This window comes from Salinifilum aidingensis (genome assembly GCF_054782015.1).
Genome location: NZ_BAAGTH010000001.1, coordinates 139,526 through 165,987 on the forward strand (window position 1 = coordinate 139,526; position 26,462 = coordinate 165,987).

The 26,462-nt window shown below is 74.5% G+C and carries 24 protein-coding genes; 11 read left to right on the top strand and 13 right to left on the bottom strand.

Annotated elements, in window-relative coordinates:
* Window positions 1-536 precede the first annotated feature (536 nt).
* On the top strand, window positions 537-2,084 hold the full coding sequence (locus tag ACYVJE_RS00680) for a DEAD/DEAH box helicase (RefSeq protein ID WP_461143140.1): 1,548 nt from the start codon (window positions 537-539) through the stop codon (window positions 2,082-2,084).
* Window positions 2,085-2,236: 152 nt separating this feature from the next.
* Window positions 2,237-3,466, top strand: coding sequence for an Rv3212 family protein (locus ACYVJE_RS00685; protein WP_461142793.1), 1,230 nt, complete (start codon window positions 2,237-2,239; stop codon window positions 3,464-3,466).
* A 99-nt stretch (window positions 3,467-3,565) separates the two neighbouring features.
* On the opposite strand, the gene ACYVJE_RS00690 is transcribed toward ACYVJE_RS00685, so the two are convergent.
* From ACYVJE_RS00690 to ACYVJE_RS00730, 9 genes are all read right to left on the bottom strand, one after another.
* Window positions 3,566-3,961: a hypothetical protein gene (locus ACYVJE_RS00690; protein WP_461142794.1), complete on the bottom strand. Its 396-nt coding sequence runs from the start codon at window positions 3,959-3,961 to the stop codon at window positions 3,566-3,568.
* 160 nt (window positions 3,962-4,121) lie between these two features.
* Window positions 4,122-4,985, bottom strand: coding sequence for a PHP domain-containing protein (locus ACYVJE_RS00695; protein ID WP_461142795.1), 864 nt, complete (start codon window positions 4,983-4,985; stop codon window positions 4,122-4,124).
* An 84-nt stretch (window positions 4,986-5,069) separates the two neighbouring features.
* Window positions 5,070-5,636: a PH domain-containing protein gene (locus ACYVJE_RS00700; protein ID WP_459158463.1), complete on the bottom strand. Its 567-nt coding sequence runs from the start codon at window positions 5,634-5,636 to the stop codon at window positions 5,070-5,072.
* 26 nt (window positions 5,637-5,662) lie between these two features.
* Window positions 5,663-6,028, bottom strand: coding sequence for a hypothetical protein (locus ACYVJE_RS00705; protein WP_461142796.1), 366 nt, complete (start codon window positions 6,026-6,028; stop codon window positions 5,663-5,665).
* 544 nt (window positions 6,029-6,572) lie between these two features.
* The gene (locus ACYVJE_RS00710) at window positions 6,573-7,100 is read right to left on the bottom strand and encodes a YflT domain-containing protein (protein WP_459158461.1); all 528 of its coding nucleotides are present in this window, start codon (window positions 7,098-7,100) and stop codon (window positions 6,573-6,575) included.
* A gap of 131 nt (window positions 7,101-7,231) precedes the next feature.
* Complete coding sequence (locus ACYVJE_RS00715; protein ID WP_461142797.1) at window positions 7,232-10,747, bottom strand: patatin-like protein; 3,516 nt, start codon at window positions 10,745-10,747, stop codon at window positions 7,232-7,234.
* Window positions 10,748-10,843: 96 nt separating this feature from the next.
* Window positions 10,844-11,803: an HpcH/HpaI aldolase/citrate lyase family protein gene (locus ACYVJE_RS00720; protein WP_461142798.1), complete on the bottom strand. Its 960-nt coding sequence runs from the start codon at window positions 11,801-11,803 to the stop codon at window positions 10,844-10,846.
* 102 nt (window positions 11,804-11,905) lie between these two features.
* On the bottom strand, window positions 11,906-12,418 hold the full coding sequence (locus ACYVJE_RS00725; protein WP_461142799.1) for an NUDIX hydrolase: 513 nt from the start codon (window positions 12,416-12,418) through the stop codon (window positions 11,906-11,908).
* A gap of 4 nt (window positions 12,419-12,422) precedes the next feature.
* Window positions 12,423-12,911, bottom strand: coding sequence for a MarR family winged helix-turn-helix transcriptional regulator (locus ACYVJE_RS00730; RefSeq protein ID WP_459158457.1), 489 nt, complete (start codon window positions 12,909-12,911; stop codon window positions 12,423-12,425).
* Window positions 12,912-13,093: 182 nt separating this feature from the next.
* Here ACYVJE_RS00730 and ACYVJE_RS00735 point away from each other — a divergent pair, with 182 nt between their 5' ends.
* On the top strand, window positions 13,094-14,275 hold the full coding sequence (locus ACYVJE_RS00735) for an Mrp/NBP35 family ATP-binding protein (RefSeq protein ID WP_459158456.1): 1,182 nt from the start codon (window positions 13,094-13,096) through the stop codon (window positions 14,273-14,275).
* Window positions 14,276-14,602: 327 nt separating this feature from the next.
* Here ACYVJE_RS00735 and ACYVJE_RS00740 read toward each other — a convergent pair whose 3' ends face one another.
* Window positions 14,603-15,190 (bottom strand): O-methyltransferase, encoded by a 588-nt coding sequence (locus ACYVJE_RS00740; protein WP_459158455.1) that lies wholly within the window; start codon window positions 15,188-15,190, stop codon window positions 14,603-14,605.
* 298 nt (window positions 15,191-15,488) lie between these two features.
* Between ACYVJE_RS00740 and sigE the strand changes: the two genes are divergently transcribed.
* From sigE to tatB, 4 genes are all read left to right on the top strand, one after another.
* Window positions 15,489-16,112 (top strand): RNA polymerase sigma factor SigE, encoded by a 624-nt coding sequence (gene sigE / locus ACYVJE_RS00745; RefSeq protein ID WP_459158454.1) that lies wholly within the window; start codon window positions 15,489-15,491, stop codon window positions 16,110-16,112.
* A complete protein-coding gene (locus ACYVJE_RS00750) occupies window positions 16,109-16,849 on the top strand; it encodes an anti-sigma factor family protein (protein ID WP_461142800.1) in 741 nt (246 codons plus the stop codon). Before sigE ends, ACYVJE_RS00750 begins: the two co-directional genes overlap by 4 nt.
* A 116-nt stretch (window positions 16,850-16,965) precedes the next feature.
* Entirely contained in the window at window positions 16,966-18,588 is a 1,623-nt protein-coding gene (locus ACYVJE_RS00755) for a S1C family serine protease (protein ID WP_461142801.1), read from the top strand.
* A 288-nt stretch (window positions 18,589-18,876) separates the two neighbouring features.
* Window positions 18,877-19,296, top strand: coding sequence for a Sec-independent protein translocase protein TatB (gene tatB / locus ACYVJE_RS00760; RefSeq protein WP_459158451.1), 420 nt, complete (start codon window positions 18,877-18,879; stop codon window positions 19,294-19,296).
* 128 nt (window positions 19,297-19,424) lie between these two features.
* On the opposite strand, the gene ACYVJE_RS00765 is transcribed toward tatB, so the two are convergent.
* Entirely contained in the window at window positions 19,425-20,681 is a 1,257-nt protein-coding gene (locus ACYVJE_RS00765) for an MFS transporter (protein WP_461142802.1), read from the bottom strand.
* Between the two features lie 63 nt (window positions 20,682-20,744).
* Between ACYVJE_RS00765 and ACYVJE_RS00770 the strand changes: the two genes are divergently transcribed.
* The 4 genes from ACYVJE_RS00770 to ACYVJE_RS00785 all read left to right on the top strand — a co-directional run bounded on the left by ACYVJE_RS00770 (window position 20,745) and on the right by ACYVJE_RS00785 (window position 24,356).
* The gene (locus ACYVJE_RS00770) at window positions 20,745-21,677 is read left to right on the top strand and encodes a LysR family transcriptional regulator (RefSeq protein ID WP_461142803.1); all 933 of its coding nucleotides are present in this window, start codon (window positions 20,745-20,747) and stop codon (window positions 21,675-21,677) included.
* 286 nt (window positions 21,678-21,963) lie between these two features.
* Window positions 21,964-22,440, top strand: a complete 477-nt coding sequence (locus ACYVJE_RS00775; RefSeq protein ID WP_461142804.1) for a hypothetical protein — start codon at window positions 21,964-21,966, stop codon at window positions 22,438-22,440.
* A gap of 11 nt (window positions 22,441-22,451) precedes the next feature.
* Complete coding sequence (locus ACYVJE_RS00780; RefSeq protein ID WP_461142805.1) at window positions 22,452-23,033, top strand: DUF3558 domain-containing protein; 582 nt, start codon at window positions 22,452-22,454, stop codon at window positions 23,031-23,033.
* A gap of 30 nt (window positions 23,034-23,063) precedes the next feature.
* A complete protein-coding gene (locus ACYVJE_RS00785; protein WP_461142806.1) occupies window positions 23,064-24,356 on the top strand; it encodes a hypothetical protein in 1,293 nt (430 codons plus the stop codon).
* 189 nt (window positions 24,357-24,545) lie between these two features.
* On the opposite strand, the gene ACYVJE_RS00790 is transcribed toward ACYVJE_RS00785, so the two are convergent.
* Window positions 24,546-25,205, bottom strand: a complete 660-nt coding sequence (locus ACYVJE_RS00790; RefSeq protein WP_459158445.1) for a response regulator transcription factor — start codon at window positions 25,203-25,205, stop codon at window positions 24,546-24,548.
* The gene (locus ACYVJE_RS00795; RefSeq protein ID WP_461142807.1) at window positions 25,205-26,344 is read right to left on the bottom strand and encodes a sensor histidine kinase; all 1,140 of its coding nucleotides are present in this window, start codon (window positions 26,342-26,344) and stop codon (window positions 25,205-25,207) included. Before ACYVJE_RS00795 ends, ACYVJE_RS00790 begins: the two co-directional genes overlap by 1 nt.
* Between the last annotated feature and the right edge of the window lie 118 nt (window positions 26,345-26,462).

A 26,462-nucleotide genomic window follows, 5' to 3' on the forward strand; every position in this document is an offset into this window, starting at 1 on the left:
CGCTCCGGCCGGTGAGATCGAGCTCACCGCGGAAGTCGTGCGCGGACCCCGAGGTGACGAGGACCTGCGCCGCGCACGGGGACACCGCGCACCGGGGCCACCGGAACACCGGATGCCCCGCAACACCGGGGTCACCGGAACACCGGATCCCGCGGCACCGGCCACCGGGCGACCGGTGGAGCCCCGAGCGGGAGGAAGCCCCGCACGTGGACCGCCGCGGCGCCGCCCGGCGCACGTGGCGAACAACACAGTCGCGGCGCGACCGCCGAGTCGCCTCGACAGCCGGAGACCCGAGCGGTACCGGATGGGGGTGGCCGCTCAGCGGAGCAGCCGCGGGGAGGGAACACCGGTCGCGGCGAACGGCGCCAGCTGACCGGCGACAACACGCCGACGGAAACGTGCGGCGACCAAGAGAGGCGATCATTCTGACGTTCACCGACTACGAGGCCGGCGAAAGCCTCGCGGATCAGGACAGCGAGACGCACGCACCGGCCACGTCCGCCGATTCCGCGCCCGCCGCGGAGACGCAGCAGGACGTGACGCCGGACACACCGACCTTCGCCGAGCTGGACGTGCACCCGGAGATCGTGCGCGCGCTCGGCGAGTCCGACATCGAGCACACCTTCGCCATCCAGGAGCTCACCCTGCCCCTGGCGCTGCGCGGCGAGGACATCATCGGCCAGGCCCGCACCGGCACGGGCAAGACCCTCGGCTTCGGCGTTCCGCTGCTGCACCGGCTCGAGCTGCCGGGCGACGGGACGCCGCAGGCGCTGGTGGTGGTGCCCACGCGCGAACTGTGCATGCAGGTCACCCGCGACCTGGAGCACGCGGGCAAGCACCTGGGCGTGCGCACGCTCTCCATCTACGGCGGCCGCCCCTACGAGGAGCAGATCAGCGCGCTGCGCGAGGGCGTCGACGTGGTCGTCGGCACCCCGGGCCGCCTGCTCGACCTGGCCGAGAAGCGCCACCTGGTGCTCGGCAAGGTGCGCGGGCTGGTGCTCGACGAGGCCGACGAGATGCTCGACCTCGGCTTCCTGCCCGACGTGGAGCGCATCCTGCGCATGGTGCCCGAGCAGCGGCAGACGATGCTGTTCTCCGCGACCATGCCGGGGCCGGTGCTCACGCTGGCGCGCACGTTCATGCCGCACCCCACGCACATCCGCGCCGAGCAGGCCGACGAGGGCGCGATCCACGAGCGCACCAAGCAGCTGGTGTACCGGGCGCACGCGATGGACAAGGACGAGCTCATCGCGCGAGCGCTGCAGGCCCGCTCCCGGGGGCTGGCGATGATCTTCGCGCGCACCAAGCGCTCCGCGCAGAAGCTCGCCGACGAGCTCGCCGAGCGCGGGTTCGCCGCCTCCGCGGTGCACGGCGACCTCGGGCAGGAGGCCCGGGAGAAGGCGCTGCGGGCCTTCCGCAGCGGCAAGTCCGACGTGCTCGTGGCCACCGACGTGGCCGCGCGGGGCATCGACGTCTCCGGCGTCACCCACGTGATCAACCTGCAGTGCCCGGAGGACGAGAAGACCTACGTGCACCGCATCGGCCGCACCGGCCGCGCGGGCCGCGAAGGCGTGGCGATCACGCTGGTCGACTGGGACGAGGAATCGCGCTGGAAGCTCATCAACGACTCGCTCGGCCTCGATCAGCCGACCCCGGTGGAGACCTACTCGACGTCGGCGCACCTCTTCGAGGACCTGGACATCCCCGCGGGCACGCTCGGTCGCCTGCCGGCGTCCCAGCGGCCGAAGCGCTCCGAGCCCGGCTCCGGCGCGGCGAAGCGGGACAAGTCGCGCCAGCGCTCCCGCCGGCGCACCCGCGGCGGGGTCGAGCAGCGCTCGACCGAGACCGAGGCCGGGTCCCGCCCGGACGGCGGTGAGGGCCGCGGTTCCGACGAGAGCCGCCCGAGCGGCCGCCGCAGGCGGCGCACCCGCGGGGGCGCGCCCGCGTCGGCGTCGACCGGCGGCGAGTCCACCGCGGAGACGGCCTCCGCGGACGAGTCCGAGCAGAGCGGCACGCGCACCCGCACGCGCCGCAGGCGCCGCCGCGGGTCCGGCAACCGCTCGCCCCGGGAAGGCGCCGCCTGAGCGCTCCCGGCTGCGGGCGGCCCCGCTGCGGACGGCCCCGCTGCGGGCGACTGCGCCGCGCACACCCGCACGGACCCGCGACGCCGGCCGAGCCGCGGACTCCCTAAGCTGGCCCGGGCAATGCGCGACGCACCCGGCTGGCTGGAGGAACCGTGGTCCGTCCGGAACGACGCACGAAGGGCGACATCGCGGCGGCGGTGTCGCTCGTGCTCGCCGTGCTCGTCGGGGCCGCGGTGCTGTGGTGGCACAGCGATGCGCGTGCCACCCGCTCCGAACCCGCCGCCGCGCCGATCCCGGAGCGCACCGCCGCCGGGACGGTGCCGCAGCAGTTCGCGGAGCTGTGGCGGGCCCCGTCGCCGGCGACCGAACGCCCGGCCGTCGCCGGTCCCGCCGTCGTCACCGGCCGGGGCTCCGAGGTCACCGGCCGCGACCCGGTCACCGGGCGAGCCGCCTGGCGCTACGCGCGGGACCTGCCGCTGTGCACGGTCGGCGCCGAGTGGGACCGCGCGCTGGCGGTCTACCGCAAGGAGCACAACTGCAGCGAGGTCACCTCGCTGCGCGGTCCCGACGGCGTGCGCGGCCCGCAGCGCAACACCGACGCCGAGTTCGGCACGCAGCTGCTCTCCGACGGCACCTACGTCACCGCGACCGGTCGGAACATCGTGGAGTCGTGGCGCTCGGATCTCGTGCGCACCCAGCAGTTCGGCGTGCCCGTGGCGGTGAAGAACCCGGACAACAACATCCCCCGGCCGGACTGCACCTACTCCTCGACGGCCGCCGGGGACGAGCGGGTGGCGCTGATCGAGGAGTGCCCCCGCGAGGCGACCGACCGCGTCACCGTCCTCAAGACCCACCCCGAGGACAGCGAGGAGCCCGAGGAGGTCGTGACCACGCTGGCCGGCAGCTCCTCCGCCGAGGTCGTCGCCGTGTCCGAGCAGCGCGTGGCCGTGCTGCTGGCCGACCGCGGGCGCTTGCAGGTGTTCAGCAACTCCTCGGGCAGCCTCGTCGGCGAGTACCCGGTGCGCGTCGGCGCCGACCGCCCGGCGGACGGCCCGGTGCGCACGCCGGAGACCGCGCACGGGCAGTACCTGTACTGGAACACCGGGGAGGACACGGTCGCGCTCGACCCGCACCGGCTGACCCCGGTGTGGACGCTGCCCGATGCGCTCGGCCCGGGAGCGCACTTCGGCGGGCGACTGCTGGTGCCGGTCGACGGGGGCCTGGCCGTCCTCTCGCCCGGCACGGGTGAGCGGGTGCGCACCGTCCCCGTCGACCGCGGCGACCACACCGGACCGGTCCGGGTGAGCACCGCCGGCCCCGTGGTGCTGGAGCAGCGCGGGGACACCGTGGTGGCCCTCGGCGCCCCGCGGGCGCGCGGCTGACGGAGCCGGCCGGGGACCTCCCGTCACGGGAGCGCAGCGGCGGAACACCCCGGAGGCGGGAACAGCGCAGCGGCGGGCGGGATCACCCCTCCCGGGTCGTCACCACCACCACAGCGCGAGCGCGCCGAGGACGACGACGTGCACGCCGAGGCAGGCCAGGCCACCGCGCGGACCCCCGCGGTGTTCGGCGATCCGCTGCAGCACGAGCGCCAGCAGCGCCGCGACCAGCTGTCCCGCGACGGCACCGAAACCCGGGCCCTGCTGCTCGTGCCCCGACATCCAGATCTGCACGCCGAGCACGGTCAGCGCGAGCACGCACAGCCCCGCGGCGAGGGTCCCGCTGAGCCCGCGCACCGCCCGCCCGGCGCGCCCGGGCCGCCGCGGTGCCCGCCGCCCCGGTTCCACCGGATCGACGGGCGCGCGGGGCGAGGAGGCCACCGGCTGCGCCAGGCGCGCCGTTCCACGCGGCGCAGGAGGCTTCGGGGATGTACGCATGGACGGTTCCTCAGTCGGTCAGGTCGTTGGGCGCGGCGACGAGCGCCCCCAGTGCCGGCGCGCCGCCCTCACCGAGGCATCACCGCGCGGCTGCCGCTGCACGCACCCCAGACTACGCAGGACGCGGGCACCGCGCGCCGCAGCCTCGAGCGCCGCGGCCTCATCCGACGATCGAGCTGCCGGTGGCCAGCTCGACGAGCCGCTCCAGCGACGCCGGCGGCGTCTGCTCCTGGCCGATGTGCAGCGTCTTGTTCGTCCCGTGGTAGTCGCTGCTGCCGGTGGGCACGAGCCCCAGCTCACCGGCGAGCGCGCGCAGCTGCTCCCGCTGGTGCTGGCCGTGGTCCGGGTGGTCCACCTCGACGCCGGTCAGGCCGCAGCCGGCGAGTTCGCGGATGACGTCGGCGGTGACCCGCGAACCGCGGGGGGCGAAGGGGTGCGCCAGCACGGTCACGCCGCCCGCCTCGGTGATCATCTCGATCGCCCTGCGCACCGGCGTGTCGGCGCGCGGGAGGTAGTACGGCCCCGCGGAGTGCAGGTACCGGTCGAAGGCCTCGTCCACCGAGGCGACCGCTCCACCGCGCACGAGGGCGCGCGCCAGGTGCGGCCGTCCGCCCGGTGAGTCCGCGGGCAACCGGTCCATCACGTCGTCCGGGTCGACGGGGAAACCCGCCTCGGCCATGGCACCGGCCATCTTCCGGAGCCGCTCGCGCCGCTCGGCGCGCAGCCGGGACTGCTCAGCCGCGAGCGTCGGGGACGTGGCGTCGAAGAGGTAGGCCAGCAGGTGCACGGTCGCCATCCCGCCGCGCCCGTTCGGGCAGGCGCAGGACAACTCGGCGCCCGGGACGAGGCGCAGCTGGCCGGGACGGGCGCGCACCGCCTCCGCAGCGGCCTGCCAGCCGGCCGTGGTGTCGTGGTCGGTCAGGGCGATGACGTCCAGGCCCGCTCCGATCGCCACGTCGACGAGCCGGGCCGGCGTGTCGGTTCCGTCCGATTCCGCGGAATGCGTGTGCAGGTCGATTCGCACCCCGCCAGTGTCCCCCACGCCCGATCGGAGCCGGACACCGCTCGGCCGCGCCGCCGGTGCGGGGCGGGTCGGGCTCCGGTGCCGTCACAGCTTCGTGGCGCGGCGCTTGCCGTGCGCGGCGCGCCGCGCCTTGAGCATCGAGAAACGGTCCTGCTGGGCCTTCTTGTCACCGAAGACGAGACCGGAGATGGCGTCCTCCACCTCGTCCGGGTTGGGCACGTAGCCGACGCGGTTGAGCGCCTGGATCTGGCCCGCCGACTCGACGATCAGCGTGCCGTAGCCGAGCAGCCGGCCGGGCACGCTGCGGTGGAAGGTCAGGTCGGTGACCTTGGTGACCGGCATCATCGCCACGTTGGTCGTGAAGATCCCGCTGGTGAGCAGGAACCGCTTGTCGGTGACGACGATGCGCTCGACGTACCAGTCGAGCACCTGGTAGGCGAACCGCAGCAGCACGACCAGCCCGAGGTACCAGAGGACGTTCTGCGCCAGCGACGCCCCCGGGGGGATCAGGTGGGACACCATGACGAGGCCGATGAGCAGCCCCACGGCCTCGAACAAGTCCCACATGAGACAGGCCCAGTGCCGCCGGACGCGGATGACCCGGCGTTCCGTGTCGAGCAGGTACTCGTCGGGGTCTCTAGGGGAGAACACGGTGTCCCACCTTCCCAGCCCGCGGGCTACACGAACAGATTCTCCATGAAGGTGATGACGGATTGAGCGGCCGACCGGAGGCTGCCGAGTATGCCGGTGACCAGGTCGCTGGCCTGTGTCGGTGAGCTGAACAGGAAGAACAACAGGAACGCGACAACGGTCCAGGTCAGAATTTTCTTGATGTTCACTGTGACGCACCCCGTCCAAATGCCCGTGATGTAGCGCAGGCGCTTGCCGATCCGTTGTACCGCACCGAGCCGCCGAACGGGAGCACTGTCCCGCACTTGGGTCAGTCTCCCAGCGGCAGCCGACTTCCAACTACCCTCCGTGTCGGTGATCTTACCCGATGGCAACGCCGACTGCCGGGCGGGCACCTCGAACGTGCTCCGCACGGGTGAGGACTACAGGTCAGACGGCGGAATTTCGCGCGCTGCCCGGCGCGCTCGCAGCAGTCGCGATTCCGTCCACACAGGACGGAACTGCGCCGGGTGGAGCAGCGGTGGCCGCCCGCCCGGGATCGCCGCTGGGGCGGCCGGCGGCGGACACCGGGTGCCGGAATGCCCCCCGTCCTCCAGCGCACCCGGGAATCGCGGAATCCGCGCCGGCGGCGCGGCGGAATCGCGGAAAAACCGAACCCGCGCCGCGCGGCAGCCCCGCGCGACGGGAATTCCGGAGGGGCGGGCCGGGCGCCGCGAAATCCCGGCGGCGGAAAACGCAATCCGTCCGGACGAATCGAGCTCCCGCATCCCGGGATGCACTCCGGTGGGGTCGACGGAGCGTGCGGACGCCTCCCCCGCCCACCGCGGACCGGGGAGTCCACCGCGGCCGGGGAGTCCACCGCGGACCGGGGAGTCCACCGCGGACCGGGGAGTCCACCGCGGCCGGGAAGCGCGCACCGCTGTCGCGCTCCCCTCACCCGAGCGGAGCAGCGGGGCGTCAGGACGTGGACGGCGGCGGGCGCATCGCCAGCCGCGCCAGCATGTTCCGCCCCTGCTCGGCGTGCTTCGGCTGGGACAGCACGTCGTAGCGGCCCGCGACGAGCTGGCTGGCCGAGGAGAAGTCGCGCCGCCCGCGGGCCGAGGCGTAGGTCACCGCGGCGAAGACGAGGCCGAAGAGCACACCGACGCCCAGCCCGACGAGCACCGGCCCGAACCAGCTGCTCTCCGGCGGCGTGAACAGACCCATGAGGATGCCCACGAACAGACCGAACCACGCGCCCGACGCGGCCCCGCCGCCGAGCACGCGGCCCCACGTCAGGCGCCCCGTGACGCGCTCCACGAGCATGAGGTCCACACCGACGATGGTGACCTCCTGCACCGGGAACTCGTTGTCGGCCAAGTAGTCGACGGCGCGCTGGGCCTCCTCGTACGTGCTGTAGGAACCGATGGGCCATCCGGTCGGCGGCGTGGGCAGGTTCGGCGTGCCCGGCGTCGGCCGGCCGCCACCGGTGAACGGGTTGGACACCGTTGACACCTCCGAGAAGCGTGCTGCCACGAGCTGGGGCCGACCGGGCTCCCCGTCCCGAGGAGCACTTCCTGCGCGAACGTCCTCTTCGCCACCAGGGTACCGCGTTCGACCCGCCCCAGATCGTCTCATCACACCTGATCGGCGCGCCGACGCGGCGGCAGCACGTCCACCAGGCCGACGAACAGCGCCTGCACCGCGGCCGCGAACACCGCCCCGGTGAACACCCACCCGCCGGACACCACGCCGAGGCCGGCCAGCTCCCAGGCCAGCGGTACGAGGACGAAGCACGCCGCGCTGAGCACGCTCGCCTCAGCCCGCGCCTCGCGGTGGTAGGCGAACGCGGCGAACCACGTCAGCACCCCCAGCACCGCGGCGAGTCCGAGCGGGGTCAGGCGCACCCCGGTGGTGAACACAGCACCGGCCGCCACCACCAGCACGGCACCGAGCGCGATCGCGGCGGCCCACCGCCGCGCACCGCCGCCGAGGGCCCGCGTGCCGAGCGCCCCCGCGCAGCCGGCCGCCACCACCGCCAGCACCCCGGCCAGCAGCACGCCCGGCCCGAAGGACGCCCCCGAGACGTCGAACAGCAACCGCGGCAGTCCCCCGCCGGAGCCGAGCACGGCGTCCAGCGACGAACCGCTGCGGATGCCCTCGCCCGGGGCCACCGCTGCCGTCGGCGCCAGCGGCCCCGTGCACAGCACCGCGGTCGCCGCGGCGAAGCCCAGCGCCGCCGCCCGCAGCGGCACGGCGCAGGCGAGCACGGCCAGCAGGGCGACCGGCTTGCCCAGGGTCAGCGCGGCCCGGCCGAACCAGGCGGCCACCCCGCCGCCCCGGGGCCGGACGGCCCCGTAGGCCACCAGCCCGAGCCGCAGCGCCACGCGAGCCCGGTGGCGCGCGGGCAGGTCCCCGAGGCGCTCGCGGCCCACCTCGTACTCGGCGACCCGCCGCGCGATCCCGTCCGGCCCCGCCCCCGCGGAGTCGTCCGGCGCCGTCCGGACGGCCACCGCGGAGTCGTCCGGCGCCGTCCGGGCAGCAGGCTCGACCTGCTCGGCCTGCTCGGAGCTGTTCCCGCCGGGCTGCTCGGACCCGCCGGCCGACTCGGAACCACCGGCCGGCCCGGAGCCGCCGGCGCCGGTCTCCCCGCCCGGGCTCGCACCGACCGGAACCGAGCCGTCGGTGCCGGTCACCCCGGCCCTCTCCACGTGCGGCAGTTCCTCGGCCGCGATCATCCAGTGCACCCGCTCGACGAGCACCCGCCGCGTCGCGAGCAGCTCGTGCGCCTCCTCCGGCCGGGCGAACAGATCCGCCAGCTCCTTGCCCACGTCCTCGGAGCAGCGCTCCCACAGCTCGCCGAGGAACTCCCGCCACCGCTCCTGCTCGCCCCGCTGCGCACCGAGCTCCGCCGCGGACGGGGTGCTCACGATCCGGCGCAGCGCGCCGGTGAGCTCCTCGGCGCCGTCGGCGCGCCGCACCCAGCGGTCCGGGTCGACCAGCAGCCGCACGAGGCTCGCGGCGGCGTCCATCCGGCCCCACATCCAGTCGTTGGCCCGCCAGCTCGCGGACAGGAACGCGGCGAAGTTGCCGAGATCGCCGCCGCGGACCTTGTCCGCCGCGGCCGTCCGCTCCGCACCGCGCCGCAGCGCGGTGAACGGCAGCGGAGTGGGTTCGTCGCTGGCCACGCGCAGCAGGTTGATCGTCGTGCCCGGGTCCCGCCCGAGGTCCAGCCCGGCGGTGAGCACGACGAGCTGCTGCAGCACAGCCGCCGGATCGGCCGCCCGCTCCAGCAGGTCGTAGCCCAGCTGCGCGGCCGTGTCCGGCTCCGAGCGCGCAGCGGCGGAGCCGGCGAGCCGCTGCACGACCTCGTCCAGCACGGCGCGGGCCTCGGCCACCGCGTCGACCGGCTCGGACTCCTCCGCGACCGCGTCCCCGCCGGAGGAGTCCACGACGGATTCGAGCTCGCGGGCGAAGTCCGCCAGGTGCGCGGCGAACGCGTCGGCCTCGGTGATCGCCCGCAGCGTCGCTGCCAGCAGCGGGCGCACCGGGGAGGGCAGCCGGCGCTGCAGCCGCTCGCGGCGCTGCCACACGCGCCGCACCCACGCGTCGATCTCGCCGCGTTCGACGATCGGCTCCCAGCGCGCGCCGTGCAGCCAGTACCGGTCGGCGCACCCGGCGAGGACCTCGGTGAACGTCCACAGGCGGTAGAGCACGTCCTTGCACCCGCCCACGTCGGCGCCCTGCACCGCCTCCAGGTCCCGGGCCCAGCCGAGGCACTCGCGCACGGCCGCGCGCAGGCCGGTGACGTCGTGCAGCGCCTCCGGACCGACGAGCTCGGGCAGCACGGCCGACAGCCGCGGGCGCAGGTCGGCCACCGCCTCCGCCGACCACTCCTCCAGCGGCTCCCGCGTCGTCGGCGTCAGCGGCCGCTCCGGCTCCACCTCGTGCGGTGCGGTGAGCAGCCGGTACGTGGCCTGCGCGTCGAGTTCCGCCCGCAGGGAGGTGCTGCGGGTGCGCAGGACCTCCGCGTGCCGCTCGAGCTCGTCCGGGCGGCGCTCCGGTTCGGCCCGGCGCACCGGTGCGAGCAGTTCCGCGCGGCGGGCCTCCCGGCGCCGCACCGCGTCGTTGTGCTCCCACAGCACCTCGAGGTCCGAGCGCAGCGACTCCTGGCTGAGCCGGGCCTTGAGCGCGGTGGAGGTCACCGGCAGCGGCAGGCCGTCGGGGCGTCCCGCGGGTTCGGCCGCCTCCGGGTTGAGGTAGAGCAGCCAGCGGCTCGTGGGGCGGTTCGCGGGGGCGCGGGCGATCGCGCGGATGGCCGCGGCCACGGGGATGTTGTCCACCACCCCGCCGTCGATCACGCGGAACGGCGCGTCGGTCCGGTCGGTGGCCTCGGTGAACACGCCGAACAGGTTCGGCTCCCCGGCCGGCGGCCGGTGCGGCGAGCTGTGCACGCGGGAGGGTTCGAAGGCGAACGGGTAGCTGGCGGAGGTGCGCGCGGCGTGCGCCAGCCGCCCCGCCGTCGTCGTGACGTCCGCCCCGGTGCCGAAGTCCGAGAGCGGATCGCCGGGCACCCCGTGCTGCTGGAACCGCAGGCCCGCTTCGCGCCGCCGCAGGTGCAGCGAGGCACCGCGGTCGTCGTGCTGGTGGTCGGGGCGCGGGTCGAGCAGCGTGGCGGTCAGCAGCAGGTCCAGCCGCGCGGGCAGCCCGCCGGGTTCGGTGGCGTGGTCGAGGATCGCCCGCGCCAGGTGGGGGCGCAGGTACCCGTCGGCGTCCAGCAGCGACCGGGGCGCGGGCTGCCCGAAGCGCGGCGTCTCGTGCGCCATGGCCTCGATGTCGGCCAGGCGCACCCACAGGTCCCGCATCCGGTCGAACGGCACGCCGTAGACGAGGCCCGCGGCGAGCAGGCTGCCGTTGAGCCCGCCGGCCGAGGCGCCCGCCAGGACGTCGACGCCGACCGAGTCGTAGCCGGCCAGGCGGACGAGCTCGGCCCACGGGTGCGCGGCCGCGTCCTCCTCCTCGGCCAGCGCGCGGCGCAGCCGGTCGATCTCCGCGACCGCTCCGCCGATCCACACCCCCAAGCTCGCACCGCCCCGCATGGCCAGTGCCAACCGGAGTTCTCCCCGGTCCTCCGAGCCCGCCGTGCTGCCCACCTGGACGCTTCCACCTCTCGTTCGCTGCACCCGTCCGCGGAGAACCTACCGCGTGCGCGGACGCGGCGGGGCGGAGATCGCGGGGAACGGGCGGTGCTACTCCTCCGGCGGCACCCACCGGTCGCTGCGCTGCAGACCGGCCGCGCGCCCCTTGCCCGCGACGACCAGCGCCATCTTGCGGGAGGCCTCGTCGATCATCTCGTCGCCGAGCATCGCCGCCCCCCGGGCTCCGCCGGAGGCGGAGGTGTACCACGCGTAGGCGTCGAGGATGTTCTCCGCGTGGTCGTAGTCCTCCTGCCGCGGGGAGAACAGCTCGTTGACGACGTCCACCTGCTCCGGGTGCAGCACCCACTTGCCGTCGAAGCCGAGCGCGGCGGTGCGGCCGCCGACCCGCCGCAGCCCGTCGGCGTCCTTGATCTGCAGGTACGGCCCGTCGACCGCCTGCACGCCGTGGGCGCGGGCGGTGGTGAGCAACCGCATGAGCACGTAGTGGTAGGCGTCGCCGACGTCGTAGCCGGGCGGCTGGTGGCCGACGGCCAGCGAGCGCATGTTGATCGAGGCCATGAAGTCGGCCGGCCCGTAGACGAGCGCTTCCACGCGTGGCGAGGCGGCGGCGATCGCGTCGACGGCCGCGAGGCCCGCGGCGCTCTCGATCTGCGGCTCGACGCCGATCGCGCCCGCGGGCAGCCCGCAGGCCCGCTCGATCTGCGTCAGCGTCAGGTCCAGCCAGCGCACGTGCTCGGCGGCGTCGGCCTTGGGCAGGATGATCGTGTCGACGTGCGCGCCCGCGCGCTCCACCACGCTCACGACGTCCTGGTAGGTCCACGCGGTGTCGAGGGCGTTGACGCGCACCGAGCGGGTCCTGCCTCCCCAACCGCCGGCCTCGAGCGCCTCGACCACCCGGTCCCGGGCCTCGGCCTTGGCCAGCGGAGCCACCGCGTCCTCCAGGTCGAGGAAGAACTGGTCCACCTCCAGCCCGCGCGCCTTGTCGATCATCTTGGCGCTCGAGCCGGGGACGGCCAGGCAGCTGCGCCGGGCCCGATGGCGGTCGACCATGGTGCCTCCAACCGGTGCGGGTGCGGTCCGAGCCGCCTGTCTATCACGCGGGCGGCGGCCGGGAGCCCGTGCCGAACACCACTCCGCTGCGCTCCGCGCGCCTCAGGGAGCCCGCTCGGCCCACATGGCCAGCACGGCCGGGGCCGGTTCGGCGGTGGCCCGGTACTCCGCGCGGGTCATCCAGGCGAGCTCGGCGATCTCCGCGGCCGGCCGCGGCTCGCCGCGGAGCTGCCCGGCGTAGCAGCTGAGCTCGACCTGCACGCCCGCGCCCTGACCCACGGCGTCGGCGCGGTAGCGGCCGAGCAGCCGGGGCGCGCGCACCTCGCCGCCGAGTTCCTCGCGCACCTCGCGCCGCAGGGCCTCCAGCTCGGTCTCACCGGGGTCGATCTTGCCACCGGGCAGGTAGAAGGAGCGCTGGCGCGCCGCGCGGACGAGCAGCAGTCGCCCGGCGGCGAAGTGGACGAGGCCGACCGCGCGGATGACGGCCCGCCGGCGGCCCGCGGCGTCCTCGTCGCCCGGGGCATCCGCGCGGGGCGCGGCGTCCTCGTCGCCCGTGACGTCCTCGTTGCCCGCGGGGTCCGGGCGGGGTGCGGGGTCGTGTTCGCGTTCGTGCACCCGTTCAGGCTTGCGCACGGTTCCCGGGCGGTGCGGGCACCCCTCCCTCGGACAGCCGCAGGCAGATCCGGTGCAGCGCGTCGAGGTCGCCGGCGGCCGCGTGCACGAAGTAGTCGGCGACGCCGGAGCGGTGCGTGCTCACCGCGCCCCGCAGGCGCTGCTCCCCCCGCTCCGTGATCACCGCCTGGATGCCGCGCCCGTCGGAGCGCACGCGCACGCGGTCCACCAGTCCGAGGCGCTCCAACCGGTCGACCAGGCGCGTCACGCCGGAGCGGGACAGCAGCACCGCGTCGGCGAGCTCGGTCATGCGCAGCCGCTGCCCGGGCGCGTCGACGAGCGCCTCGAGGACCTCGAACGCGGCCAGCGACAGCTTCTGCTCGTCGATGAGGTCGCTTTCCAGGCAGCGCGTCACCCGGGCGTACGCGCGCAGGAAGCTGCGGTACGCCAGGACCTCGTCGTGGGTCGGTAATCGGTCGAGCTCCGCGTGAGCCACGCCCGCGATATTACGAAACGCGATCGCGTGACTTCGCACAGCCCCGGTCGACCCTCCCGACACGCGGACTCGCGACCCCCTGCCGTTGAGTTCGGCAGGGCCTCGGCCGGACAATCGAGACGATCCCTCCGACGGAGGGCGATCTCACGCCGCCGCGCACAGCGGTGTTACCCGTCCGTAGCATGGTGGGTGAGCGCACACGCAGGAAAGGTCGGTGTCAGGCAGTCGTGACTACGCAGTCCACCCCCGCCGAGAAGGACATCCGCAGTGCTCTCGGCGAGGTCCACGACCCGGAGATCCACAAGCCGATCACCGAGCTGGGCATGGTCAAGTCCGTCTCGATCGGCGACGACGGGGACGTGACCGTCGAGGTGTACCTGACGGTCGCGGGCTGCCCCATGCGGGAGACCATCACGCAGCGGGTGGACACCGCGGTCTCCGCGGTGGGAGGCGTCCGCTCCGTGCACGTCGAGCTCGACGTGATGAGCGACGAGCAGCGCACCCAGCTGCGCCAGCAGCTCCGCGGCGACTCCGAGGAACCCCGCATCCCGTTCGCAGAACCGGGGTCGATGACCCGGGTGTACTGCGTGGCCTCCGGCAAGGGGGGCGTGGGCAAGTCCAGCGTCACCGTGAACCTGGCGGCCTCGATGGCCGAGCGCGGCCTGTCCGTCGGCGTCGTCGACGCGGACATCTACGGCCACTCGGTGCCGCGCATGCTCGGCACGGAGGGCAAACCCACCCAGGTCGAGAAGATGATCATGCCGCCGCAGGCGCACGGCGTGAAGCTCATCTCCATCGGCATGTTCACCCCGGGCAACACCCCGGTCGTCTGGCGCGGCCCCATGCTGCACCGCGCGCTGCAGCAGTTCCTCTCCGACGTGTTCTGGGGCGACCTGGACGTGCTGCTGCTCGACCTGCCCCCGGGCACCGGCGACGTCGCGCTGTCCACGGCGCAGCTGATCCCCAACGCCGAGATCCTCGTCGTGACCACGCCGCAGCAGGCCGCCGCGGAGGTGGCCGAGCGCGCCGGCGCCATCGCGATGCAGACCCGCCAGCGGCTGGCCGGCGTGGTGGAGAACATGTCGTGGATGGAGATGCCCGACGGCACCCGCATGGAGCCGTTCGGCTCCGGCGGCGGGCAGCTCGTGGCGGACTCGCTGAGCCGCTCGGTCGGCACCGACATCCCGCTGCTCGGCCAGGTCCCCCTGGACACGCGGCTGCGCGAGTCGGGTGACCGCGGCTCCCCGCTCGTGCTGGAGGACCCGGACGCGAGCGCGTCCGTGGTGCTGGCCGACGTGGCCAAGCAGTTGTCGACCCGCGCGCGGGGGCTCTCCGGCAAGCTGCTGTCCGTCTCCCCTGCCTAGGAAATGCTTCACATGTGGGCTCGCGTGCGGGCTCCCGCAGCGGAACCTCAGCGCTTCCCCGGACTGCGGGTGCCCATCCTCATGCAGCCCGCTACTCCCAGCTGCCCCCGACCACCCTCCCCGAACAGCGGACGGGGGCAGCACCTTCGGGGACGGTCCTCGCCAGGAAAACGCTGAGAACCCGCGGTGGTCCTGTTGCCTCGGCTCCGACTTCGACGCTCCGCGTCGAACTGGGGCACGAGTGCAGCAGCACTTGAACGCTCGCCCCGCGGCCTCGGCCGAGGACATCACAGAACCTCAGGTCGACCGGGGCAGGACCGGCCGCGCTCAGGCGCTCCGCGCGACGGCGAGCATCCCCGTGCCCACGGGCAGCGCCAGCGGCACGAGTTCCTCCTGCGCGCGAACCGCGCCGAGCAGTTCGCGCGCACCGGCGGTGAGCCGCGCCCCGTCCGCCCCGTCCGCGCGGACGCCGTCGAAGGCGACGACACCGCCGGGCCGCAGCAGCCGCAGGCCCAGGTCCAGGTACGCGGCGGGCTCGGTCGTCGCGGTCCGCACGGTCACGAGGTCGTAGCCACCTTCGGTCAGCCGCGGCAGCACCTCGCGGGCGGCACCGCTGATCAGGCGCACGCGGCTGTGCGGGATGCCGGCCTGGTCCAGGGCCAGCCGCGCCTTCCGCTGCGCCTGCGGGTCGACGTCGATGGAGGTCAGCACGCCGTCCTCGGCCATCCCGCGCACGGTGGCGCAGGTTCCCTCGGCCGCCGTGCCGATCTCCACGGCCGCCTTCGCGCGCAGCACCGCCGCGAGGAAGCGCAGCACCTGCCGCGGCGACGGCGCGGTATCCTCACCGGGGACGTTCGCCGGCGACCGGTCGTCCCGCCGCGCGGGGCCGGCGCCGACCGAGGTCTCGGGTCTCACGCGAGGTAGGCTATTGCACCGCTCCCGCGCGCGGGACGGGGTTGCGCACATCGTTAGGGCTTGGTTGTTTTCCCGGCGTGACCCGATCGCCGCCGAGGTGTTGTGAGTTCCACCACCGCTGCGGCATTCTCAGATTCCTCTCAGTTGCCTATCACCCGGGTTTCACCTGCGTAGACGAAGCTTACCCGCACGTCGCGGCAGTGCCGGAGCCGTTTGCGCACCGGTCGCTGCCGGGAACACCCGAGTCCACCCGGACGTTTCCCTTACGTACCTGCCGCAGGAGGTGGCATTCCGGCCCATGGCAACTCAGCCGATCACTCCCGGCCCGAAGACCGAGGAACTGCCGACCGTGCAGACCCCGGTCTCGCAGCCTGCGGCCACCGGTGAGTCGACCTGGACTCCGCCCACCTGGGACGAAGTCGTGCGCCAGCACGCGGACCGGGTGTACCGGCTGGCCTACCGGCTGAGCGGGAACAAGCACGACGCCGAGGACCTCACCCAGGACACGTTCATCCGGGTGTTCCGCTCCTTGGCCTCCTACAAGCCCGGCACCTTCGAGGGCTGGCTGCACCGCATCACCACGAACCTCTTCCTGGACATGGCCCGCCGCCGCTCGCGGTTGCGCATGGAGGGCCTGCCCGAGGACAGCGAGCGGTTGCCCGGTGGTGATCCGAGCCCGGAGCAGGTCTACCACTCCACCCGGCTCGACCCCGATCTGCAGGCAGCGCTCGACGAGCTCGCCCCCGAGTTCCGCGCCGCGGTCGTGCTCTGCGACGTCGAAGGACTGTCGTACGAGGAGATCGGCGCCACCTTGGGCGTCAAGCTGGGCACCGTCCGCAGCCGGATCCACCGCGGCCGGCAGCTGATGAAGACGACTCTGGAAAAACGCCGTGCGCAGACTCAGGAGGGTTGTTCCGCATGACCGGTGTGCGCGGATGGGGGTTTTCCGAGCAGCACCTCGCACTGGACGCGATCGTCGCGTTCGTCGACGGTGAGCTCAGCGCGAACGCCCGCGACCGCGCGGCGTCCCACCTGGCGCACTGCTCCGCGTGTGCCGCCGAAGCGAGCACGCAGCGGCAGGCCCGCAGCGCCGTCCAGGAGGCCGACTCGCCGGCCATCTCTTCGGACCTGGTGCGCAACCTGCTGTCCATCCCGCACCACACCGAGCTGCCCGCGCAGCCGGAAGAGCTGGCGCTGTCCGAGGACGGGCAGCTGCTCACCTCGCAGCGCCTCGGTTCCGGCGCAGCGCTGGGCAGCAGCGCTGCCCTGGGCGGCCGCCCTTTTGCCTGCGGCGCACCGCTCGGCTCGGACGCGTCGAACGCGCCCGAGCAGGGTGACGACCGCTCCGCGCAGCCACCGCGGCACGACGGCAAGCGCCGCAGCCGGCACGGCGCCGGCGTGGTGTTCTCCGGGCTGATGCTCGGAGCACTGGCCCTGGTCAACCCGCCCAGCGACGAGCAGGAGACCGTGCCGCAGCGGGCCTCGCTGCCGGACGGCGACAGCCGCCTGCCCGCGACGGCCCGCACGGACCTCGCCCCCGCGAGCACCTCCGCGTCCACGTCCTCGGCACCACCACCGGCACCGCAGCACGAACCCGCTCCCGGCGGCGCAGCGCCCTCCGACGACGCCGGCCGCGTCTCCGCCACCGCCGGCTCCTGACCACCGCCCTCCCGCCCGCTCCGGCGACCGCGCGGTCGCACCGGTAGCGCGCGCACCCCTCCGATGTGGTGAACTCGTGGGCGGCCACGTGTTTCGAACGCATTCCCCGGGGAGCGATGAGCGAGCAGCCGCCAGCATCCGCGCACGGGCCGGGTCGTGGGCGCGACGAGGACGACGCCGACCGGCCGGGCTCGCCGCGCGCGGACCGCGCCTCCCCCGCGTCCGACGAACGACCGGCTGCCGAGGACCCCGCCGCCGCGGCCGCACCGGACCGCCCGCGCCTCCAGCCGCGCCCGCTCGAACGCCCGGCGGTCTCCGACGAGCAGGAAGCGGTCTTCGGCCGGCCCTCCGATGTCCGCGGAAGCTTCGACCGCCGCGAGGACGCCCCGGCCCCGCCGCACGGCCTGCAGCAGCAGCCGCCGACGTCCGAAGCCCTCGCCGAGGCGTTCGGCCGCCCGCCGCGCAGCGGTGCGACGCTGCAGCGCCCCCCTGGTGAGCAGCCGGGAACCGAGCCCGCGGAGGAACCGGTGAGCTGGGACTCGCCGGAGCAGGAGCCGTGGCGGGACCCGGCCTGCCCGGTCGCGCTCGGACCGCCCGCCGCCCAGGAGGACACCGGCGACGGCGAGCCGGCGCAGCGGGGGCCGCTGCTGAGCGCGCGCGACGTGCTGTTCGGCGGCCGCGTCCGCCCCCGCTCGCTGCTCGCCCTGGGGGCGCTGGCGCTGGTGATCGGCCTGTGCGGGGCGCTGCTGGGCACCTTCGCCGGGCGGGACGGCGGCTCGCTGACGAGCCCGGAGGCGACGCTGGCCGAGGTGGCCCCGGGCGAGGACCGGCCCGCCGGGTCCAGCTCCTCGGTCGCGCAGCGCATCGTCCCCGCCGTGGTCTCCGTCGAGGTGCAGCTGGGCGCGCAGGGCGGCACCGGTTCGGGCGTGGTCATCGACGGCGAGGGCTACGTGCTCACCAACAACCACGTGGTCTCCATGGCCGCCGACTCGCCGAACGCCGAGCTGACCACCGTTTTCCACGACGGCACGCGCGTTCCGGCGCAGCTGGTGGGGCGCGACCCGAAGACCGATCTGGCGGTGCTCAAGGTCGACGTGGCCAACCCGACCGTGGCGCAGCTCGGCAACTCCGACCGGTTGTCCGTCGGCGACGAGGTGCTGGCGGTCGGCTCGCCGCTGGGCCTGTCCGGCACGGTGACCAACGGCATCGTCAGCTCCGTGCACCGGCCGGTGCGCCTGGCCGGGGAGGGCACCGACACCAACGCGGTCATCGACGCGATCCAGACGGACGCGGCGATCAACCCGGGCAACTCGGGAGGCGCCCTGGTGGACGGCAGCGGCGCCGTGGTGGGCATCAACAGCGCCATCCGCACGGCGGACAGCAGCGGTGGCGAAGGCGGATCGATCGGCCTGGGCTTCGCCATCCCGATCGAGGACGCCCGCCGCATCGCCCAGGAGATCATCCGCACCGGGCACGCCCAGCACGCCGACCTCGGGGTGAACGCGAAGTCCGTCACGGACGGGCTGCAGGACGGCGCGCAGGTGCAGAACGTGCGCAACGGCGGTCCGGCCGCCGCAGCGGGGATCGCCGAGGGCGACGTGATCACCCGCGTCGGCGACCGCCCGGTGGGCAGCGCCGACGAGCTGGTCGTCGCGGTGGACGGCCACCGGGTCGGCGAACAGGTCCCGGTGACCGTCGTCCGCCAGGGCCGGGAGCTCGTCTTCGACGTGACCCTCTGAGCAAGAGGTCGAGGGCGGGAGGCCGGCACGCCCCGCCGGAACCCGAGGTGAGGACGGGGTGATGCCGCGGCAACACCCGCGGGAACGCGCGCGAGGCCCGGTGGCGCGGGGTTCCGTCCGCTCCGCGGACCGGTACCCTGGCCGCGGTGGCGCACTCGGACGACCGGGTGGCGGCAACCCCGGAGCACCGGAGGTCCGCGCGGGCCGCGTGTGCGTCGGCGAGAACGACCCGCGCCCTGACGTGCCCGGCCGGGTGCGGCGGGAGACCAGATCCGAAAGGTAGGGCAGGTGTTCGGTTCCATCGGGTGGGGCGAGATCCTGGTCCTGGTCCTCGTCGGCTTGTTCGTGCTCGGCCCCGAACGCCTCCCCGAGGGCGCGGCGTGGTTGGGCCGCACGGTGCGCCAGGTCAAGGACTACGCGACCGGCGCCCGCGATCAGATCCGCTCGGAGCTCGGCCCCGAGTTCGACGAGCTGCGCAAACCGCTGGAGGACCTCCGCAGCGTCCGCGACCTCAACCCGCGCACCGCCGTGCGCCGGCAGTTGTTCGACTCGGACGGCGACCTGCTCCGCGACTCGACCAGCGGCAACGGCCACGGGAACGGCCACCGTCCCAGCACCGGTCCTTCCAGCACCGGTCCGGACGCCGCTCCGCGGCAGCGCCCGCTCGACTCCGGCGAACGCCCGCCCTACGACAGCGACGCCACCTGACCGGCTCCCCCGGGCGCCCCGCCGGACCGGACTCACCGGACACCTGAGCGGGCTCACCTGACCGGAGAGCTGACAGCCCCTCCCCCTCACCCGACCAGGCGGAATCGGTGGACATTTCTCGGGCGGGCTCAGGAGGCGGAGGACGCGGGGGACTCGACGCGCTCGGCCGCGGCGCCGCCCGACCTGCCGCCGTCCGGTTCACCGCTGTCCGGTCGGCGCCTCGAAGCCAGCACCACGCCGAGGGCGGCGAGCACGAACCAGCTGGCCAGCAGCGCGCTCATGCCCGCCCAGCCCCACACGCCGTAGGCGACGCCGCCGAGCACACCGCCGACGCTGCTGCCGCCGTAGTAGGCGAACTGGTAGATCGCGGAGGCCTGCCCGCGCACCCGGCTGCTCGCCCGCGCGCTGACCCACCCGTTGGCGACCGCGTGCGCGGCGAAGAACCCGCCGGTGAACACGACCAGACCGAGCAGCAGCACCGGCAGCCGGTCGGAGAGCATGAGCCCGAGGCCGAGCACGGCGGCCCCCAGTCCGCTGAGCAGGGCCACAGCACGTCCCCACCGGTCGGCGGCGCGCCCGGCCAGCGCCGAGGTCACCGTGCCCGCCGCGTAGGCGAGGAACGCCAGCGCCGCCAGCGCCGGCGGCACGTTCAGCGGTGGCGCGCTGAGCCGGAAGCTCAGCACGTTGTAGACGGCGACGAAGGCGCCCATGCCCAGCGCGGCCACGAAGTACGGCGCGTACAGCACGGGGTCGCGCAGCGCGGCGCTCAGCCCCTCCAGCAGCGGCCGCCAGCGCAGCGGTTCCCGCCGGTGGTGCTGCTCGGCGGGCAGGAGCACGACGAAGGCGGCGGTGCACGCGGCGGCCACCACCGCGACGGTGAACATGCCGCCGTGCCAGCCGAGGAAGTCACCGGCGATGCCGCCGAGCAGCCGCCCGGACATGCCGCCGATGGTGGTGCCCGCGACGTACAGCCCCATGGTCACGCCGAGCTGCCGCCCGCCGGTCTCCTCGGCCAGGTAGGCCGCGGCGATCGCGGCCAGACCGGCGATGGCCGCGCCCTGGACGAGCCGCAGCCCGACCATGAGCGGGAAGTTCCCGACCCACGGCAGGAGCAGCCCGAGCACTTCGGCGGTGACCAGCGAGGCGATCATCAGCGTGCGCCTGCTCATCGCCTGCGACAGCGTGCCCAGCGGGACCGCGGCGACGGCGAGGCCGAGGGTCGCGGCGGAGACGAGCAGGGCCGCGGTCCCCGGGGACAGGCCGAACTCCGCCGACAGCTGCGGCAGCACCGGCTGCGGCGTGTACAGCAGCGCGAACAGGGCCAACGCCCCCAGCAGCAGGCTCACGCGGATGCGGCGGACTCGCTCGGGATCGACTGCGCTCACGCCGCCAGGATCGAGCGGCGGTCATTGATGCGTCCAATACGGCGATGACGGATGATCGGTACCATGACGCATGAGTCCACGCTGTCCGAGGAATCTTCGCAGCTCGCGGGGCGCCTCGCTCCCGCGCTGGCGGTGCTGCGCGCGGTCGCCGCTGAGGGGCATCTCACGAGGGCGGGCGAACGGCTGGGCATGCCGCAGCCGACGGTGAGCCGGACGCTCGCGCGGCTGGCCGAGCACGTCGGGCACCCCCTGCTGGTCCACCGCGGGCGCGGGGTGGAGCTCACACGGGCCGGCGAGCAGCTCGCCGCGTCCGCCGAGGAGGCGCTGCGCACGCTGGAGAACGGCTGCCGCCGCGTGGTCGAGGACCTCGACCCGGAGCGCGGCCGGGTGGCGCTCGGGTTCCAGCACACCATGGGCAGCAGCCTCGTGCCGCCACTGCTGCGGGACTTCCGCGACCGCCACCCGCAGGTGCGGTTCGACCTCTCCCAGGGGCCGCGGGACGAGCTGGTGGAGCGCACCGCCACCGGCGACCTCGACCTGTGCCTCGTCGCGCCGCTGCCGGACTCGGACCACTGGAACACCGCGCCGCTGCGCACCGAACCGCTGGTCCTCGTGCTGCACGCGGAGCACCGGCTGCACCGGAGGAAGCGGCTGCGGCTGGCCGACGCGGCCGAGGAGGAGTTCATCATGATCCGCCACGGCTACGGGATGCGCCGCATCATCACCACCCTGGCCGAACGCGCCGGGGTCGCACCGCGCATCGCGTTCGAGGTCGACGACGTGGACACCGTGCGCGGGCTCGTCGCCGCCGGGCTCGGCATCGCGCTGCTGCCGGAGGCCGAGACCGCGCCCCTGCCCGGCACGGTGGAGGTCCCGCTGCACCCGCCCGCGCACCGCACGATCGGACTCGCCTGGCCGAGGGGGACGAGCCTGCCGCCCGCCGGGGCGCGCTTCCGCGACTTCGCCGCCGAGCAGGCGCGGACCCCGGGGGGCTGAGGGGTCCGCGGATCGGCTGTTGCGGGCGGGTGGATGGGGTAGCTGGGGAGAACCCCCGGCGAATCCCAGCTGCCCCCGACCACCCGCCCCGGACAGCGGACGTCGGGTGGCCACCCGGCACCGACCACCGGCGAACGCGCCCCGGAGGTGACGGAGAACACCGAACCGGGCGGCGGATGCCGGTGTCCGATTCACGGATTCTGCTCCCGCGGCTCGGAGCGAAGTTGTACAGTGCTCTCCGGATCAAGCACTGATCGCTCGAACTCCAGCAGGGGGACTCCGGACGATGGCTGACAGCAACGCCGACCCGAGCGCGGCGCCGCCACCGCTGCCGCTGCCGAGCACGGACACCACCGCGGGCGCGGGAGCTCCGCCGCTCATGGGACTCGGCCTGCTGCAGGGCAGCACGGCACTCGTGAACACCCACGTCAACGACGGCAGCGGCGGCGTGCAGCAGGCCACGTTCAGCGTCGACGTCGAGCAGATCCCCGACCTCGTCGCCAAGTACAAAGAGGCCGTGAACAAGCTCAACGCGATCAAGGAAAAGGCCGGAGATCTGCGGAATCCTCCCGAGCCCGCAGCGGACGAGGTCAGCCAGAAGATCAAGCAGTCCCTGGGGAACATGGCCGGCGAGGAGCCCGGCCAGCTCGCCTGGGTCGTGGACAAGACCATCGATCGGCTGCAGAACCAGATCGAGCAGCTCGAGGCCGCCCAGCGCGACTACCGCGCCACCGACGAGGAAGCCACGCCCCGGCAACTGTGAGGACCACGACCGTGCTCCGCCGCACCACCCTCGGCACCACCGCGCTGCTCGCCGCGCTCGGCCTCGCCGGCTGCGCCCTGCCCGCCGACAGCGGCTCGCAGTCCGAGCAGCCCAGCAGCCAGGCCCAGTCGACACCGGGCCAGCAGCAGGACGCCGCACCGCGGATCGACCAGCCCAAGAACCTGCAGGCCGTCGGCAGCGCCTGCGAGCTGCTGAAGCCGGAGCAGCTCCAGCAGCTCGGACTGGGCACCGAACCGAAACCCGACGAATCCCTCTGGGGCGACTCGTCCTGCACCTGGGAGAACGACAACGCCATCGTCTCGCTGACCCAGCAGAACAGGATCGGCGCACAGGGGATGTACAAGAACGCCAAGTCGTTCGACGAGTACCACCCGGCCGAGGTGCAGGGGTATCCCGCCAACCACACGGACCGGCAGAGCCGCCTCTGCACGGTCAACGTCGGTGTCTCCGACAGCGCGTCGTTCCGCGTCGGCTTCACCCGCACCGGCGGCAAGGCCCCCGAGATGCAGGACCCCTGCGGCTTCGCCGACACGATCGCCACCCAAGTGCTGAAGAACATTCCCAACGCCTGACCGACCCGCACGTGTGAGGGGGACACGTCCATGCTTCCAGCCATCGCCGCCGGTGGTGTCGCCATCCTCAGCGCACCCGTCGACAGCGGCAGCAGCGACGACATCACGAACTCGGTGGGGTTCCACCACGAGCAGAAGTACAACCAGATCCACAGCGGTCCCGGCAACCCCGCCATCGAGAAGGCGATCACCGCCTGGCGCAACTCCATCGTCGAGGACTTCGAGGAAGTCTCCGCGCTGCTCGACGAGGCGAACCGCAGGGCCGGTGTCATGTGGCAGGGCCAGGCGGCCGAGCAGCACGGCGACTCGCTGCGCCCGATGACCCAGTTCATCCGGGACGCGCAGGACGTCTCCCGCTCCGTCGGTGACGCCGCCACCGAGCAGGGCGACGCCTTCGGCAAGGTCAAGGGCATGCCCGAGCCGGTGAAGGTCGACGCCACCGACAGCATGCTGGAGAAGGGCGGCGCCTTCCTGTTCGGCACGGAAACGGACCTGCAGAAGCAGGAGCAGCAGGCCACCGAGAAGGCCCAGGAAGCCAAGCGCATCTACGACAACTACGACCAGGCCGTCCAGACGTCGTCCAGCCGGATGCCGGCCTTCCCCACCCCGCCGGAGATGGCCTACGAGCAGAACGCGGGCCCGCGCGGTGGCGGCACCGGCGTCAGCACGTCGACCGGCGCGCCCGGCAGCACCGGAACCTCCCAGCCCGTCGGCGGCGGCATGAGCACCGTGAACGCCACCGGCGGTGGCAGCCAGCTGCCGTCCACCCCGGGCGCGACGGGCACCCCCGCCGGCACCGGCTCGTCCTGGGCGACGCCGCCGGGGACGACCCCGGGTGGCGCGAGCCCGGGCGTGCCGGGGACCCCGGGAACCCCGGGCGCGACGCCCGGTGGTCCCGGTGCGGGCGGCGGAGTCGCCGCTCCCGGCGTGGCCCCGGGCGCTCCGCGCGGCGGCGCGTCCACCGGTGGTCGCACGGGGGCACCCGGGTCCCGCGGCGGCACGGGCTCCCGCGGCGGCACCGGCGCCCGCACCGGCACCGGCGCTCCGGGAGCGCGCGGTGGCGCCGGCAACGGCCTCGGCCCCGGCGGGCGCTCCGGCGTCGGCGCCCCCGGTGCGAACGGCACCGCGAGCGGCACCACCCCGGGCTCCTCGGCCCCGGGGCGCGGGGGCATGGCCGGCGCGCCGGCCCGCGGCGGCCGTCCCGGGGAGGACGAGGAGAACGAGCGCTCCACCTGGCTGGAGGAGAACGACGACGTGTGGTTCAACGACATGCCGCGGACCGCACCGGCCGTCCTCGGCGACTGGGACGCCGAGGAGCGGTAGCCCCGGCCGAACCCGCGCGGGCCGGTGGCTCCGTCCGGCGCCACCGGCCCGCGACCGCATCTGCCGAGGACCGGAAACGCGATCGCGCACCGCCGGCTGCTCGATGTCGGGCACCGGCAGCGGGAGCCGCGCTCGAGGTTCCGCTGCGCCACCGCCCCCGGCGGTACCGGCGTCCTCCCGGTGCGGCCGTCAGCGCTGCACGGTCAGCCCCGCCTGGACCACCTTGACCACGAGCTGCGCCCGGTCCCGCGCGCCGAGCTTCACCATCGCCCTGCTGACGTGCGTGCGCACCGTGGCGGGGCTGATCACGAGCTCCTCGGCGATCTCGGTGTTGGACCGCCCGGTGGCCACCCAGGCGGCCATCTCCCGCTCCCGCTCGGTGAGCTCGTCCACGCCCGGCACCGCGTCCTGCGGGGCCGCGGCGCTCCTGCCGAACATGTCGATCACGCGGCGGGTCACCGAGGGCGACAGCAGCGCCTCCCCCGCGGCGACGACGCGGATGCCCGACACCAGGTCGCTCGGCGCCGTGTCCTTGAGGACGAACCCGCTGGCCCCCGCGCGCAGCGCCTCGTAGACGTAGCGGTCGATCTCGAAGGTGGTCACGACGATCACCCGCGTGTGCGCCAGCTCCGGGTCGCAGGTGATGGCGCGCAGCGCGGCGAGCCCGTCCACGCCGGGCATGCGGATGTCGAGCAGCAGCACGTCCGCGCCGGTCTCCCGCACCCGCGCGAGCGTCTGCTCGCCGTCGGCGGCTTCGGCGACCACGGCCATGTCGGACTCCCGGTCGACGAGCACGCGCAAGCCCATGCGCACGAGCTCCTGGTCGTCCGCCACCACGACTCGGATCATCACGCCTCCCCGGCGGGTATCCGCGCGGTCACCCGGAATCCTCCTCCCGCGCCGCTGCCGGTGACCAGTGTTCCGCCGGCGGCCTCCACGCGCTCGCGCATGCCGGAGAGGCCGCGTCCCTCCCGCGCGGTGCCGGTCGCCGAACCGTGGTCGCGCACGTCGACGACGACCTCCGCGCCCTCCCGCCGCACCAGCACCTCGGCGCGCGGGCTGTCGGCGTGCCGCAGCACGTTCGTCAGCGCCTCCCGCACGACCCGGTGGACGAGGCGGCCGAGATCGGCGGGCAGCGGCCGGTCCAGCCCCGCGCTGTCCACGTCCACCCGCAGCCCGCCGGCGCGGACCGCGTCGACGAGCTCGGCGAGCCCGGCGGGGTCCTGCGCGGAGGCTTCCGGCGCGCGCGGCCGGTCGGACGGGTCCGGGTGGAACGTGTCCAGCATGGTGCGCAGCTCGCCGAGCGCGGTGGTGCTGGTGGACTGGATCGCTTCGAGGCTGCGCCGCACCTGGGCGGGGTCCTCCTCGAGCACGAGCAGCGCCACCCCGGCCTGCATGGCCACGGCGGAGAAGCCGTGCCCGGCGATGTCGTGCACCTCCCCGGCCACGCGCATCCGCTCGGCCGTCCTGGCCCGCTCGGCCAGTTCGCGGCGGTCGCGCTCGGCGGCCTTGGCGCGCACCCGCGCCAGCGCCCCGAGGGTCCACGGGATGATCAGCCAGCCGGCCCCGGCGAACGCGGTGAACAGCCACGAGCTGTCCCCGTGCGCTTCGCGCAGCGCGATCACCGCGACGACGGCCGCGGCGGCGGCGGCGCAGGCGGGCAGGGACACCCGGCGGTCGGTGTTCCGGGCGGTTTCGAACAGGGCGAGGAGCACGCACAGCAGCACCGGGCCGAACGCGTACCCGGCGGCCAGGTAGCCCGCCGCCACGAGCACCACGCCGGTGAGCGCGAGCAGCGGGGCGCTGCGGCGCCAGGCGAGCAGACCGCCGGCGAGGGCCCCGCTGACGAGCATGCCCGCGTCGGGACCGGTGGCCACGTCCTGGCCGATGTTCGCGCCGATGGTGCCGACCGCGGCGATGACGGCCGCGGCGGCGCCCAGCACCAGGTCACCGGCCGGGGGGCGTTTCGGGAGCAGCGCGATGCGCACGACCGCCACCTCTCGCGGGTAGGGAACGGAGCGCCTCCGGCGGGCGGAGGCGGGGCTCCTCGGCAGGATCTCCCGACCGCGGTCCGGCCGCGCGGGCGCCACCCGCCCGTCGGGGGTG

Excerpts from the sequence above, each read along its gene's own strand:
- ACYVJE_RS00690 (WP_461142794.1), bottom strand. The coding sequence starts at position 3,961 with ATGCGTACATCCCCGAAGCCTCCTGCGCCGCGTGGAACGGCGCGCCTG.
- ACYVJE_RS00720 (WP_461142798.1), bottom strand. The coding sequence starts at position 11,803 with ATGGTCGACCGCCATCGGGCCCGGCGCAGCTGCCTGGCCGTCCCCGGC.
- ACYVJE_RS00735 (WP_459158456.1), top strand. The coding sequence starts at position 13,094 with ATGGTGGGTGAGCGCACACGCAGGAAAGGTCGGTGTCAGGCAGTCGTG.
- sigE (WP_459158454.1), top strand. The coding sequence starts at position 15,489 with ATGGCAACTCAGCCGATCACTCCCGGCCCGAAGACCGAGGAACTGCCG.
- ACYVJE_RS00750 (WP_461142800.1), top strand. The coding sequence starts at position 16,109 with ATGACCGGTGTGCGCGGATGGGGGTTTTCCGAGCAGCACCTCGCACTG.
- ACYVJE_RS00755 (WP_461142801.1), top strand. The coding sequence starts at position 16,966 with ATGAGCGAGCAGCCGCCAGCATCCGCGCACGGGCCGGGTCGTGGGCGC.
- ACYVJE_RS00770 (WP_461142803.1), top strand. The coding sequence starts at position 20,745 with ATGACGCATGAGTCCACGCTGTCCGAGGAATCTTCGCAGCTCGCGGGG.
- ACYVJE_RS00775 (WP_461142804.1), top strand. The coding sequence starts at position 21,964 with ATGGCTGACAGCAACGCCGACCCGAGCGCGGCGCCGCCACCGCTGCCG.
- ACYVJE_RS00785 (WP_461142806.1), top strand. The coding sequence starts at position 23,064 with ATGCTTCCAGCCATCGCCGCCGGTGGTGTCGCCATCCTCAGCGCACCC.
- ACYVJE_RS00790 (WP_459158445.1), bottom strand. The coding sequence starts at position 25,205 with ATGATCCGAGTCGTGGTGGCGGACGACCAGGAGCTCGTGCGCATGGGC.